Below are 13,125 nucleotides of genomic sequence, written 5' to 3'. Positions count from 1 at the left end.
ATGGGGGAACCGAACCACTGCCGTCGCCGCACACTGCTGGCGGCTGTCGGCGTCGTCGTCGCGATGGCCGTCGGCACCGCCGTGTACGTCTCCGCTCACCGCGCGGCGCAGCACCAGGTCGCCACCGCCAACCGCGTCGCCACCAAGTCCGGTGCGAAACCCGCCATCCGCTTCGAGCGGGTCTACTCGTCCGCGCGCCGCCGTGAGATCACGCTCGCGTTCTTCACCCCGACGAACAAGGCCCCGCGCGGCCTGCCCATGTCGATCCTGCTGCACGGCCTGCACGGCAGCGCCCGCGACGCCGCGGTCGGCAGCCTCGCCGAGAACCTGGCCGATGCCGTCGCCAAGGGCTCGGTGCCCGCGTTCGGCTTCGTCGCGGTCGACGGCGGCGACAACTACTGGCACGAGAACGTCCCCGGCGACGACCCGATGAAGATGCTGCTCGACGAGGTCCCCACCTGGCTGCACGACCGCGGCTACGGCGACCCGTTCGCGATCACCGGGGTCTCCATGGGCGGTTTCGGCGCGCTGCTGTACGCCCGCCGCAGGGCCGAGCGCGGCGACCCGGTCACCGCGGCGGCCGCCATCTCCCCCGGCCTGCTCACGTCGTGGCCGGAGATGGCCAAGCGCAGGGCGTTCAAGAGCGAGGCCGAGTGGGCCGCGCTGGACCCGCTGCGGCACCCGCGTGCGACCGGCCCGACCGCGCTGGGCGTGTGGATCGGCGACCGCGACCGGTTCATCGTGGGCACGCGGCAGTTCATCCGCGACGAACGGCCCGAGGTGGGCACGGTCAAGCCCGGCGGGCACGACGACGGCTTCTACCGCAAGATCACGCCGGACGTGGTCCGGTTCCTCGCCAAGTACGCGAAGCAGGCCGTCTAGCGGGGCGTCAGCGGCACCGTCTTCGACCGGACCCACTTGAGCACCGCCGGCCACTCGCCGTAGCCCGCGTCCACGTTGATGTGCCCCGCACCCGGCACCACGTCGACCTCGATCCGCAACGACTCCGCGAGCTGCTTCCCGGCCGCCACCGGCAGGTACGGGTCGCCCTCGCCGAGCACCAGCCGCGTGTCGGTGGCCGCGCGCCGCAGCCCGGCCGGGTCGAGCGGTGCCGGGAAGAACGTCTTGATGGCGGGCTCGGGGTAGTCCGGGGCGGGCGGGGCGACCAGCAGGACCCGGTCGACGTGCGCGATGCCCTCGCGGGCCGCGTGGTGCAGCCACAGGTAGCAGCCCAGCGAGTGGGCGATGACCACCCGTTCGCGGTCGGCCGGCGCGGCTTCGAGGTGGGTGTCGAGCTCCCGCAGCCACGTGGTCAGGTCAGGCTGGTCGGGGTCGCTGAAGTGCGGCATGTCGACCAGGCCGCCGTGTTCGGCGACCGCGTGGGCGAGCTTGCTCTGCCAGTGTTCGGGACCCGAACCGGTCCAGCCGTGGATCAGGAGCACGTGGGGCAGCGACATGGCACCACCCTAGTGGCCGCCGGGTACGGGACGTGCCGGCTCTCCTGCTGGAAGCGGCGGTAGAAGCCGGTCATCAGCTCGGCGGTCGGCGCGTGGCGGACGAGGACGTCGGCGACCTGCCGCGGCACCCCCGCCGGACGCTCCCCGCGGGCGCACGCGCGCAGGAACGCGCTGTGCTCGGCGCCGCGGTGCCCGTACAGCTCGGCGGTCAGCCAGAGCACCAGGTGGGTGGCGGCGTAGTCGCGGTCGAAGCCCTGGTGCCCGGCGAAGAAGTCCGCCTCGTCCCGGGCCAGGTCGAAGTCAGCGGTCAGCGCGAGACCGAAGTCGGCGAAGTACAGCCGTTCGCCGTCGGTCAGGACGTTGCGGAAGTGGGCGTCGAGGTGCAGCAGGCCGCGGGCGTTCATGGCGGCGATCCCGGCCGCCAGCTCCCGCTCGACCATCGCGCAAGCGTTCGCGGTGGCCTCGGCGCCGGCGCGGACCTGCTGCCGCAACCAGTCGTGCAGGTCGTGCGGGAAGTGCTCCAGGAACAACGCGATGCTCGCCGTGGAGTCCCGCAGCGCCTCGATCCGGTGCCGCGCCGCCGGCGTGTCCTCCCAGTAGGCCACCGCCCCGTCGACGTCGGCCAGCTCGTCGGGCAGCGACTGCCCGAGGTGCGGCAGGACCCGCCAGTGGTGCAGCAGCGGGAAGCCCTCGTGGTCGCCCGCGAGCACCCAGTCCGTCGTCAGCTCGTGCACGGCGAGCTCGCGCCAGGCACCGAACCCCGGCGCGCCGACGAGCCCGACGCCGTAGTGGCAGAAGGCGGGCAGGCCGAAGAGGTTCGCCGTGGACCGGACGTGCTCCGGCCGCAGCTCCAGCTCGGTCAGCGGCACCCGTTTGACGAAGACCGGGACCCCGTCGACGTGCAGCAACGCCGACGTCCCGCCGATCCCCGCCCCCAGCGGCCTGGCCGCGGCCACGAGAGCGGCCAGCTCCTCGTCCCCGAGACCGGCCAGCGCCGTGGACACGGCCCCGTGAGCGGCCACCCGCGCGTCGAACGACATCCCGATCCCCCCGGAAACGCGAAAGGGCGCCGGTGAGCTCACCGGCGCCCTTCTCACGAGCGAGTACTACGCGGACTTCTCCCGACGCTCCCGGCGCGAGGGCTGCCGGGCCACGATGGTCGGGTTCACGTTCTCCTTCACCGTCTGCTCGGTGATCACGACCTTGGCGACGTCCGTGCGGCTCGGGATGTCGTACATCACCGGGAGCAGGACCTCTTCCATGATCGCGCGGAGCCCTCGGGCACCGGTGCCGCGCAGGATGGCCTGGTCGGCCACCGCCTCGAGCGCGGTCTTGGTGAACTCCAGCTCGACCCCGTCCATCTCGAAGAGCTTCTGGTACTGCTTGACCAGCGCGTTCTTCGGCTCGGTGAGGATCTGCACCAGCGACGGCTTGTCGAGGTTCGTGACGGAGGCGACCATCGGCAGACGCCCGATGAACTCGGGGATCAGACCGAACTTGATCAGGTCCTCCGGCATGGAGTCGGCGAAGTAGTCCGCCGCGTCCGTCTCGGCCTTGGAGCGGACCTCGGCACCGAAGCCCAGGCCGCGCTTGCCGACCCGGTCCTGGATGATCTTCTCCAGGCCCGCGAAGGCACCGGCCACGATGAACAGCACGTTCGTCGTGTCGATCTGGATGAACTCCTGGTGCGGGTGCTTGCGGCCGCCCTGCGGTGGCACCGATGCGGTGGTGCCCTCCAGGATCTTCAACAGCGCCTGCTGCACGCCCTCGCCGGAGACGTCGCGCGTGATCGACGGGTTTTCACTCTTTCGAGCGATCTTGTCGACCTCGTCGATGTAGATGATGCCCGTCTCGGCCCGCTTGACGTCGTAGTCGGCGGCCTGGATGAGCTTCAACAGGATGTTCTCGACGTCCTCACCGACGTACCCGGCCTCCGTCAGCGCGGTCGCGTCGGCGATGGCGAACGGCACGTTCAGCATCTTCGCGAGCGTCTGCGCGAGGTAGGTCTTGCCACAGCCCGTCGGGCCGAGCATCAGGATGTTCGACTTGGCCAGCTCGACACCGTCGTCACGACCCTCGCGCCCGCGGTCGCCCGCCTGGATGCGCTTGTAGTGGTTGTAGACGGCGACGGAGAGGGTGCGCTTCGCATCGCTCTGGCCGATGACGTACTGGTCGAGGAACTCGTGGATCTCGGCGGGCTTCGGCAGCTCGTCGAGCTTCACGTCGCCGGCTTCCGCCAGCTCCTCCTCGATGATCTCGTTGCAGAGATCGATGCACTCATCGCAGATGTAGACGCCGGGGCCGGCGATGAGTTTCTTCACCTGCTTCTGGCTCTTTCCGCAGAAAGAGCACTTCAGCAAGTCGCCGCCGTCACCGATACGCGCCATGACCGCTGACCTATGTCCCCTCCGGCGCACACCTGCTGTAGTGCGCCTGCTGACTTGCTGTGGCAGTCCCACTGGCTGTGGGTGCTTCGCCCGTTCTCCTGACGGTACCCGGCCGACCCCGTTTCAGGGGAGGACCAGCGTCCCCCCGACGCCCCGATCAGGCCAGTTGCCCGGTCACATCGGCGTGTCGGCGGTTCCCGAGGGCCGGCTTCCCAGCCCTCGGGAGACGACGCTTCAGGACTTCGCGGAGAGCTTGCGGTAGGGCAGCACCGAGTCGACGATGCCGTAGTCCTTGGCCTCGTCGGCCGTGAGGATGCGGTCGCGCTCGATGCTCTCGCGAACCTCCTCCGCCGTGCGGTTGGTGTGCCGCGCGAGGGTGGACTCCATCAGGCGGCGCACGCGCTGGATCTCGTTCGACTGGATCTCCAGGTCGGACACCTGACCGTACGCGCCCTCCATGGAGGGCTGGTGGATCAGGATTCGCGCGTTCGGCAGCGCGTGGCGCTTGCCGGGGGTGCCGGCGGCCAGCAGCACCGCGGCGGCCGAGGCGGCCTGGCCGAGGCAGTACGTCTGGATGTCCGGGCGGACGAACTGCATGGTGTCGTAGATGGCCATCAGCGAGGTGAACGAGCCACCCGGCGAGTTGATGTACATCAGGATGTCGCGGTCCGGGTCCTCGGACTCGAGGACCAGCAGCTGCGCCATGACGTCGTTGGCCGAGGCGTCGTCAACCTGCACGCCGAGGAAGATGATGCGCTCCTCGAACAGCTTGTTGTACGGGTTCGACTCCTTCATGCCGTAGCTGGTGCGTTCGACGAACGACGGCAGCACGTACCGCGACTGAGGCATGTGGAACTGGCTCACTTGAGGTCTCCTAGCTGACGTCAGTTGTTCGAGTCGCCGACGGGCTGCGACCGGGTGACGACCTTGTCGACGAAGCCGTACTCCAGCGCTTCCTGCGCGGTGAACCAGCGGTCGCGGTCGGAGTCGGCGATGATGCGCTCGACCGGCTGGCCGGTGTGCTCGGCGATCAGCTCGGCCATCTCGCGCTTGGTGCGCGTCAGCATGTCCGCCTGGATCGCGATGTCCGCCGCCGTACCACCGACACCCGCCGACGGCTGGTGCATGAGGATGCGCGCGTGCGGGAGCGCCTGGCGCTTGCCGCGGGCACCCGCGGAGAGCAGGAACTGACCCATCGACGCCGCGAGACCCATGGCGACCGTGGCCACGTCCGGCTCGATCAGCTGCATCGTGTCGTAGATGGCCATGCCCGCCGTGACGGAACCACCCGGCGAGTTGATGTAGAGGGTGATGTCCTTCTCGGGGTCCTCAGCGGCCAGCAGCAGCAACTGAGCGGTGATCTGGTTGGCGATGCCCTCTTCGACCTGCGATCCCAGGACGATGATCCGCTCGCGGAGCAGCCGCTCGTACACCGAGTCGTTGAGGTTCATCCCGGCGGTGGCCGACCGCATCTCGGGGGTCGGGAAGGAGTGCTGCGTCACGTCTGCCTGCCTAACTCCAGGTGGAACGAATCTGGAAGCGAAAACTCTCTGCGATCGACCTTAACGAAGGCGGGCGGCGTCAGATGCCCGACACCGCCCGCGTTCGCTCAGGGCTGTATTTCCGGCGTTCGCCGCGTCACGCGGCGAGGGCGCCGAACTACTCCGCGTCCTCTTGGGACTTGGTCTCGCCGAAGAGCTCGTCGAGGTCCAGCTTCTCGCCGCTGGTGTCGCTGACCGTCGCCTGGCGCACGACGCTCGCGAGCGCCTTGCCGCGGCGGACGTCGGCGAAGATCGCGCCGAGCTGGCCGGACTGCTGCGCGCGCTTGACGTACTCGTCGGGGCTGATGCCGAAGCGCTGGGCCTGGTAGATGATCCGCTCGGTCAGCTCGCCGTCGGACACCGTGACCTGCTCGGCGTCGGCGATCGAGTCGAGCACCAGCTGCGTCTTGACGGCCTGCTCGGCGGCCTTGCGCAGCTCGGCGTCGAACTCCTCCTCCGACTGGCCCTGCTCCTCGAGCCACGCGGCGAACTTCGCGTCGTCGTGGTCGAAGGCGTGCACGGCGTCGTGCTTGCGGGCGTCGATCTCGCCCTGGACGATGCCCTCGGGCAGCGGGACCTCGGTGGTCTCCAGCAGCGCCTCGAGGACCTTGTCGCGCGCCTGCACGCCCTGCTGCATCTTCTTGACGCGGCCCAGGCGGGTCCGCAGGTCGGCCTTGAGCTCGTCGAGCGTGTCGAACTCGCTGGCGAGCTGCGCGAACTCGTCGTCGAGCTCGGGGAGCTGGCGCTCCTTCACCGTGTTCAGCACGACGGTGACCTCGGCCTCGCTGCCCTCGTGCTCACCGGCGACGAGCGTGGTGGTGAAGGTCTTGGTCTCGCCCTCGGACGCGCCGACGAGCGCCTCGTCGATGCCCTCGACGAGCTGGCCGGAGCCGATCTCGTAGGACAGGCCGCTGGTGCGCGCCTCCTCGACCTCCTCGCCGCCGACGGTGGCGGACAGGTCGACGACGACGAAGTCGCCGGTCTGCGCGGGGCGGCTGACGCCGGTCAGCGTGCCGAAGCGGGCGCGGAGCTCGTCCAGCTGCGTGGTCACGTCCTCGTCGGCGACCTCCTGCTCGTCCACGGTCACCGCGAGCTCGCCGAACGCGGGCACGGTGATCTCGGGACGGACGTCGACCTCGGCCGTGAACTCGAGCGTCGCGCCGTCCTCGATCTTGGTGACCTCGAAGTCGGGGCGGCCCAGCGTGCGCACCTCACCGGCGTTGACCGCCTCCAGGTACTTGGCCGGGATGGCCTCCTGGATGACCTCGTCCAGGACCGGAGCGCGGCCGATGCGGCTCTCCAGCACCTTGGCGGGGGCCTTGCCGGGGCGGAAGCCGGGGATGCGGACCTGCTTCGCGAGCTTCCGGTACGCCTGGTCGAAGTTCGACTTGAGCTCGTCGAACGGCACCTCGACGTTGATCCGGACCCTCGTCGGGCTCAGGTGCTCGACGGTGCTCTTCAACGTGGACTCCTCGATACGAACAAGAACGTGCAGACAGCCGGTACCGCCACTCGTGGCGCCCGGATTCCCAGCGAGTCTAGGCGAGGCCCGCCGTGTGACCGCCGCCACCCCGGTTCCGCGCCCCGCGGGACCGGCCGGCAGCCGTCGCTACCCTTCTCCGCACACGGCCGGTTCGTGCCGTTCTGGGGGCTTCACCCGATCATCGGGAGTTCGACGTGCACAGTGCTGTCAGCAGACTTCTCGCCATCACCGCCGCCGGCGCCGTCCTGGGAGCGGCCGCGGTCGCACCCGCGTCGGCGGGCACCCCGGTCTTCCCGCAGGTCGCCACGGCGTCCGCCTACGCGCTGACCGTCAACGGCCGGACCGAGGGCCTCAGCCGCACCTGGCTCCCCGGCGACGAGCCCGCCGGGTTCCGCGCGGACGAGGTCGTGGTCGGCCGCACCGCCCTGCACCCCGGCTGGGGCGTGCACCTGGCCGACGAGGACGTGGCGCCGCAGCTGCCCGAGTCCGCCGTGGTCCTCTACGGGGGCCCCGGTGACAGCACGAACCTCAAGGCCGAACGCCTCGCCTCGATCGCGCTCACGGACTCGCGGGGCCCGTTCCTGGCGTTCGCCGAGATCAACCGCACGGCGTGGTGCACCACCGACCCGGACAGCTACAACACGGTCAGCGAGATGTCGAACCTCGCCCTGCACCTCCGCGACGCGGCGGGCCGGATGGTCAAGGCGCCGGCCAACGGCATCGGCGTGCACACCCTGACGGGCGTCGACGCGGGCGACTCCGCGACCCCGGACGGCGCGCAGCGGACCACCACGGTCGAGCTCCGCGGCGCGCAGCGGGCGTCCATCCTCGAACCGTGGCGCAGCGAGTTCCCCCACACCTACGAGTGGGCGGACGGCATCCGCCTCACCGTGACGCAGCAGCTGGGCACCGAACCGCCGGTCGTCTACAGCTTCCTGCTCGGCGGCGGGGCCTGCGGCGCCTGATCCGCACCTCCGCCCACAACGCCGTCACCTCTGCGAGGTGGCGGCGTTGTTTGTTCGCCTGGCGAAAGGATCACTGAAAAGAGTCGGCCCGCTACGGCCTGTCGCAGACCACCTCTCTAAAATCACTCTTTCGGCGGAAACCCCCTTTCGCGACCGATCAAGATGACTCCATTAGCACCAATGTTGCGGCCAAGGGGGACAGGTAGCGTTACGACCCTCGCACCATCCGTAACAGGACCACGGGAACGAACGAGAAAAAGTCGTCGCACCGTTTTAATCCGAGGATCCGCCTGATGGAGACACGCCAGCTTCTCGCGTTCACGACCGTGGTTCAGACAGGGAGCTTCACCAAGGCCGCAGCCACGCTCAACTGCTCGCAGCCGACCATCACGACCCGCATCAAGGCCCTGGAGGAGGCACTCGGCGTCGTGCTATTCCGACGCCTGCCGCGGGGTATCCAGATGACCTCCGCAGGCGTGGAACTGCTCCCGTTCGCGCGAAACATCATCAACCTCACGGAAAAGGCCCGAAAAGCCATCACGATGAACGGCGAGCCGCACGGCAAACTCGTCATCGGTTCCGCACAGAGTTTGACCGACTACCGTCTGTTACCGCTCATCGAATACATGTGCTGGCGCTACCCGAGCGTCCAACTCTCGCTCCACTCGCGCAACGCCCTGAACAACCTGAACTCGGTGCGCGACGGCCAACTCGACTGCGCGTTCTTCATCGGCGCCATCGAGCCGCGCGAGGGCCTGGAGACGACGGTGCTGTGCCCGGAACCGCTCGTGGTGGTGGCCGGCCCGAACCACATGCTGACGCAGCGCCAGTCCCTCACGGAGGACGACCTCACCGGCAGCACGCTGATCCGCGCCGAGAACGGCGCCGCCTACCACGACCTGTTCGAGAGCTCCCTCGCCTTCGACGAGACGCGGGCCCCGGTCCTGGAGCTGGACTCGATCGACGCGGCGAAGCGCGCCGTCTCCTCCGGCCTCGGCATCGCGCTGATGCCGGAGGTCACCGTCGCCGCCGAGCTGGCCGACGGCAGGTTGGTCCGCTTGCCCTGGTCCCCGAACTTCCGCGTCTACACCCAGTTCGGCTGGCGCCAGGACAACTCGACGAACCCGGCGGTGACCGCACTCGTGTCGGCGGCGGCCCAGGTGGTCAGCGACCAGGTGGCCTCGCTGACCTGACCGTCCCGAGCGCAGGACCTCGCCCGGTGGCGGCCGCGCGCCGTCCACCGGGCGAGGCTGCCCTCAGGCACTGCCCGGTGCCACCCCGGAGCTCCCCCGCACCACCAGCTCCGGCAGCACGTCCTCCACGTCCGTCGGCACCGCGCCGCCCAACACCGCGAGCAGTGCCCGAGCCGCCCGTGCCCCGAACGCGAACGTGTCCCGCGACAGGGCCGTCAGCCGCCCGTGCTGGCACAGGACCGAGTCGTCCCAGGCGACGATCGACAGCCGTTGCGGCACCGCCACCCCCAGCGCACCGGCGACCTCGGCCCCGGCCACCGCCATCACGTCGTTGTCGTACACGATCGCGGTGGGCGGTTCGGCCGCTCCCAGCAGCTCCCGCGTGGCCGAGGCCCCGGACTCGGCGGTGTAGTCCCCGTACACCACGACACCGTCCACGACGGACGAGGAGAACGCCGCGTCCCGCCGCACCGTGTGCAGCAGCGACGGCAACCCGGCCACGCGCGCGATCCGCCGGTGGCCCAACGACTTCAGGTGCGACACGACCGACGTCATCGCCGCGTAGTCGTCGGCCCACACCGAAGCCAGCGCTCCGTGGTGCCCCGCGCCGCCGACCACGACCGCCGGCATCCCGAGCGACGACATCAGCTCCACCCGCGGGTCCGACACCAGCAGGTCGACGAGGAACACCCCGTCGACCCGGTGTTCGGCGAACCACCGTTCGTAGAGCGCGATCTCCTCGGCGCGCGACGACACCACCTGCAGCAGCAGTGCGCATGACATCTCCGACTGCATGCCGGCGATCAACTGGAAGAAGAACGCCTCGTCCCCCAACGCGCGCGGTGGGCGCACCAGGACCAACCCGACCGCGTCGGCGGAGGCGGAGGACAACGCGCGCGCGGTCGCGGAGGGGCGATAGCCCAGGGACGAGGCCACGGCCAGCACGCGGGCGCGGGTCGTCTCGGACACGCCGGAGCGGCCGTTCAGCGCCAGTGACGCGGCGCCCTTGGACACGCCGGCGGCCGCCGCGATGTCCTTGATCGTTGGCCTCTTCACCGCTGCGCACCCTGTCCGGAACGAGACAACAAGACGATCGGAGGCTAGCCGCAGATAAACCGGTTTAGCTAGGGTCCGCCAGCAAGGAGGTGGCTGTTGATGAAGAGGCGCACGTTCCTCGCGGGCCTGGCGGCGGTGCCCGTGGCGGGATGCGGACTGTCCGGCACACCGAACACAGGCTCATCGGCGTCGGGCCAGGTCACGGGCGAGATCACGGTCCAGACCTGGTCCCTCAAGCCCAAGTACACCGACTACGTCAACGGTGTCGTCGACGCTTTCCAGAAGCGGCACCAGGGCACCACCGTGAAGTGGGTCGACCAGCCCGCGGACGGCTACCTGGCCAAGGTCATGGCGGACGCGAGCGCCGGGAGCCTGCCCGACGTCATCAACGTCCCGCCAGACCTCAGCTTCCCGCTCGCCAAGGCGGGGCAGCTCGTCAACCTCGACGAGACCCTGAAGGACGCCAGGCAGGAGTACCTGGCGAACGCCTGGCAGGCGTTCGAGATCCCCGGCAAGGGCGGCTGCTACGGGTTCCCCTGGTACCTCAACACCGGGCCGATCTTCTACAACAGGGCCCTGTTCCAGCAGGCCGGTCTCGACCCGAGCAAGCCGCCGACGAACTTCAAGGAGCTTGAAGTCACGGCCCTCAAGCTCGCCGAGAAGAAGATCGCGATCCTCGGCCAGACCCCGAGCATCGCCGACTTCGGGCTGTACGGCGTGAAGCTGTTCGAGAACGACAGGTTCACCTTCAACGAACCCAAGGGCGTCGAGTTCGTCGAGAGCTACAAGCGCATGTACGACGCGGGCGCGCTCATCCCCGAGGCGCTCACGCAGAACTACACCGGCGCCGGCGCGAAGTTCATGGCGCAGCAGACCGCGATGAACCCCGGCAGCGCCTACGACCTCGGCAAGTTCAAGACCGACGCGCCCAGCCTCCACGCGAACATCGGCATCACCACGCCCATCACGAACACGGGCAGCGCCAACATGTTCCTGCACGGCGTCAGCGTGCCGAAGAGCAGCAAGAACCAGGCGACGGCACTGGCTTTCGGCCGGTTCCTCACCAACGCCGAGAACCAGGTGGCGTTCGCGAAGCTCGCCTCGATCTTCCCCAGCACCAGCAGGGGCGGCGACGACCCGTACTTCACCACCGAGGACGGCACGGACGAGGCACGCGTGCGCGTCGCCGCGGCCAAGCAGCTCAAGACGGCGGTGAACTACACGCCGGTGCAGTTCAGCGACCAGATGCGCGAGACGCTGCTGCAGCAGCTTGCGGACGCGATGCTCGGCAAGAAGTCGCCGAAGCAGGCACTCGACGACGCCGTCACCGAGTGCAACCGGCTGCTGAGGTGACGCACCGCCCGTACACGCCGTGGCTGTTCCTGGCGCCAGGACTGGCCATCTGCTCGCTGTTCGTGATCTTCCCGTTCCTGAACATGATCGTGCTCGCGTTCACCGACGCGAGCGCACTGGGCGGCGGCACGTTCACCGGCGTGGACAACTTCGTTCGGATGGCCCAGGACCCCAGGTTCTGGGCCGCCGCGCGCAACAGCCTGCTGTACATGGCGGGCGTCGTGCCCCCGCTGGTGCTGCTGCCGCTGCTGGTCGCGGTGCTCGCGCAGAAGGTCGTGCCGGGCATCGGGGTCTTCCGGACGGCGTTCTTCACGCCGGTGATCGCGTCCACGGTCGTGGTCGGGCTCATCTGGACGTGGCTGCTCGACAGCCGCGGCCTGGTGAACAGCGTGGTCGAGGCGCTGGGCGGTGACCGGGTCCCGTTCCTGACCGACTCCGGCCTGCTCCTCGTCAGCTCGATGGTCGTCACGGTCTGGCGCGGCCTGGGCTACTACATGGTGATCTACCTGGCCGCGCTCGCGAACGTGCCGAAGGACCTGCACGAGGCCGCGATGGTCGACGGCGCGGGACCGGTCAGGAGGTTCTGGTCGGTCACCGTGCCGAGCCTGCGGCCGACGATGGTGCTGGTCGCGGCACTGAGCGCGGTCAACGGGTTCCGCGTGTTCTCCGAGATCTACCTGCTGTCCGGCGGCACCGGCGGGCCGGGCGGGGCGAGCACCACGCTGGTGATGCTCATCCAGTCCACCGGCCGCGGTCTCACCGGCGAGGTCGGGTACGCCTCCGCGCTCAGCGTGGTCCTGTTCGTCGTCCTGCTGGGGCTGCTGCTGGTCACGCTGAAGCTCAACCGCAGGGAGGACCAGCTGTGAAGCGCTCCCACGTCCTCCTCGGCCTGCGCTACCTCGGGTTGCTCGCCGTCCTCGCGATCAGCGTCGGACCGTTCCTGTGGCAGTTCGCGACGAGCATCAAGGGGCCCGGTGAGGACGTCTTCGTCCCCGACTTCATCCCGGACGACCCGACGTTCGCGAACTACGCGGCCGTCGCCGACGTGGTGCCGGTCTGGTCGTTCGCGCTCAACTCGCTGGGCGTGGCGAGCGTCAACGTCGTCACGAACTGCCTCGGCGCCGCCATGGCCGGCTACGCGCTGGCGCGGTTGCGGTTCCGCGGCCGCCGGTTCGCCGCGGTGGTGTTCGCGAGCAGCATCCTGGTGCCGTTCGAGGCGATCATGATCTCGCTGTTCCTGGTGATGCGCGGGTTCGGGCTCACGAACACGCTCACCGCGGTCGTGCTGCCCGGTGCGGTCACCGCGCTCAACGTCCTGTTGCTGCGCAACGCCTTCCTCGCCCTGCCCGCCGAGGTGGAGGAGGCGGCGGTCATCGACGGCGCCAACGCGTGGCAGCGCTTCACCCGCCTCGCGCTGCCGTCGGTGAAGGGCACGCTGGTCGTGGTGGCGCTGTTCTCGTTCATGTTCAGCTGGGACGACTTCCTGTGGCCGCTCATCGTCCTGAGCGACCAGGAGAAGTACACGCTCACCATCGGCCTGGCGTACCTCCAGGGCACGTTCGTGCAGAACCAGCGGCTGGTGGCGGCGGGCACGATCATCGCCGTCGTCCCGCTGGTCCTGCTGTTCCTGTTGCTGCAGAAGCACTTCTTCCGCGGAGTCGGAGAAGGCGCGATCAAGGGCTAAACCCGA

13 protein-coding genes are annotated in these 13,125 nt (G+C 69.3%); 6 read left to right on the top strand and 7 right to left on the bottom strand.

Translation table 11 applies throughout. The annotated features are described in order from the left end of the window. The gene (locus ACZ7CD_RS31645) at positions 1–882 is read left to right on the top strand and encodes an alpha/beta hydrolase (RefSeq protein WP_470372160.1); all 882 of its coding nucleotides are present in this window, start codon (positions 1–3) and stop codon (positions 880–882) included. Here ACZ7CD_RS31645 and ACZ7CD_RS31640 read toward each other — a convergent pair. The 6 genes from ACZ7CD_RS31640 to tig form a co-directional block, all read right to left on the bottom strand. Continuing rightward, positions 879–1,457 (bottom strand): RBBP9/YdeN family alpha/beta hydrolase, encoded by a 579-nt coding sequence (locus tag ACZ7CD_RS31640; RefSeq protein ID WP_458433942.1) that lies wholly within the window; start codon positions 1,455–1,457, stop codon positions 879–881. The genes ACZ7CD_RS31645 and ACZ7CD_RS31640 overlap by 4 nt on opposite strands. Beyond that, positions 1,433–2,497, bottom strand: a complete 1,065-nt coding sequence (locus ACZ7CD_RS31635; protein ID WP_360399490.1) for a BUD32 family EKC/KEOPS complex subunit — start codon at positions 2,495–2,497, stop codon at positions 1,433–1,435. The genes ACZ7CD_RS31640 and ACZ7CD_RS31635 overlap by 25 nt, the downstream gene beginning before the upstream one ends. 66 nt (positions 2,498–2,563) lie before the next feature. Continuing rightward, the gene (gene clpX / locus ACZ7CD_RS31630) at positions 2,564–3,844 is read right to left on the bottom strand and encodes an ATP-dependent Clp protease ATP-binding subunit ClpX (protein WP_360399493.1); all 1,281 of its coding nucleotides are present in this window, start codon (positions 3,842–3,844) and stop codon (positions 2,564–2,566) included. A 234-nt stretch (positions 3,845–4,078) separates the two neighbouring features. Next, the gene (locus tag ACZ7CD_RS31625; RefSeq protein ID WP_089957693.1) at positions 4,079–4,693 is read right to left on the bottom strand and encodes an ATP-dependent Clp protease proteolytic subunit; all 615 of its coding nucleotides are present in this window, start codon (positions 4,691–4,693) and stop codon (positions 4,079–4,081) included. Positions 4,694–4,728: 35 nt separating this feature from the next. Then, positions 4,729–5,316: an ATP-dependent Clp protease proteolytic subunit gene (locus tag ACZ7CD_RS31620; RefSeq protein WP_053735683.1), complete on the bottom strand. Its 588-nt coding sequence runs from the start codon at positions 5,314–5,316 to the stop codon at positions 4,729–4,731. Positions 5,317–5,503: 187 nt separating this feature from the next. Further along, positions 5,504–6,847 (bottom strand): trigger factor, encoded by a 1,344-nt coding sequence (gene tig / locus ACZ7CD_RS31615; protein WP_360399496.1) that lies wholly within the window; start codon positions 6,845–6,847, stop codon positions 5,504–5,506. 215 nt (positions 6,848–7,062) lie between these two features. Here tig and ACZ7CD_RS31610 point away from each other — a divergent pair, with 215 nt between their 5' ends. Beyond that, positions 7,063–7,833: a hypothetical protein gene (locus ACZ7CD_RS31610; protein WP_470380322.1), complete on the top strand. Its 771-nt coding sequence runs from the start codon at positions 7,063–7,065 to the stop codon at positions 7,831–7,833. Between the two features lie 293 nt (positions 7,834–8,126). Further along, positions 8,127–9,026, top strand: a complete 900-nt coding sequence (locus ACZ7CD_RS31605; protein WP_360399502.1) for a LysR family transcriptional regulator — start codon at positions 8,127–8,129, stop codon at positions 9,024–9,026. A 63-nt stretch (positions 9,027–9,089) separates the two neighbouring features. Here ACZ7CD_RS31605 and ACZ7CD_RS31600 read toward each other — a convergent pair whose 3' ends face one another. After that, the gene (locus ACZ7CD_RS31600; RefSeq protein ID WP_360399505.1) at positions 9,090–10,082 is read right to left on the bottom strand and encodes a LacI family DNA-binding transcriptional regulator; all 993 of its coding nucleotides are present in this window, start codon (positions 10,080–10,082) and stop codon (positions 9,090–9,092) included. Positions 10,083–10,181: 99 nt separating this feature from the next. On the opposite strand from ACZ7CD_RS31600, the gene ACZ7CD_RS31595 reads away from it, so the two are divergent. From ACZ7CD_RS31595 to ACZ7CD_RS31585, 3 genes are read left to right on the top strand one after another with little or no spacing between them, the layout of a single operon-like run. Then, a complete protein-coding gene (locus ACZ7CD_RS31595) occupies positions 10,182–11,435 on the top strand; it encodes an ABC transporter substrate-binding protein (protein ID WP_470372157.1) in 1,254 nt (417 codons plus the stop codon). Then, positions 11,432–12,301: a carbohydrate ABC transporter permease gene (locus ACZ7CD_RS31590; RefSeq protein WP_360399510.1), complete on the top strand. Its 870-nt coding sequence runs from the start codon at positions 11,432–11,434 to the stop codon at positions 12,299–12,301. Before ACZ7CD_RS31595 ends, ACZ7CD_RS31590 begins: the two co-directional genes overlap by 4 nt. After that, positions 12,298–13,119 (top strand): carbohydrate ABC transporter permease, encoded by an 822-nt coding sequence (locus ACZ7CD_RS31585; protein WP_470380321.1) that lies wholly within the window; start codon positions 12,298–12,300, stop codon positions 13,117–13,119. The genes ACZ7CD_RS31590 and ACZ7CD_RS31585 overlap by 4 nt, the downstream gene beginning before the upstream one ends. Positions 13,120–13,125 lie beyond the last annotated feature (6 nt).

It is taken from the genome of Lentzea sp. NPDC036949, assembly GCF_055608075.1.
This window is presented reverse-complemented; position numbering and strand designations above follow the sequence as displayed.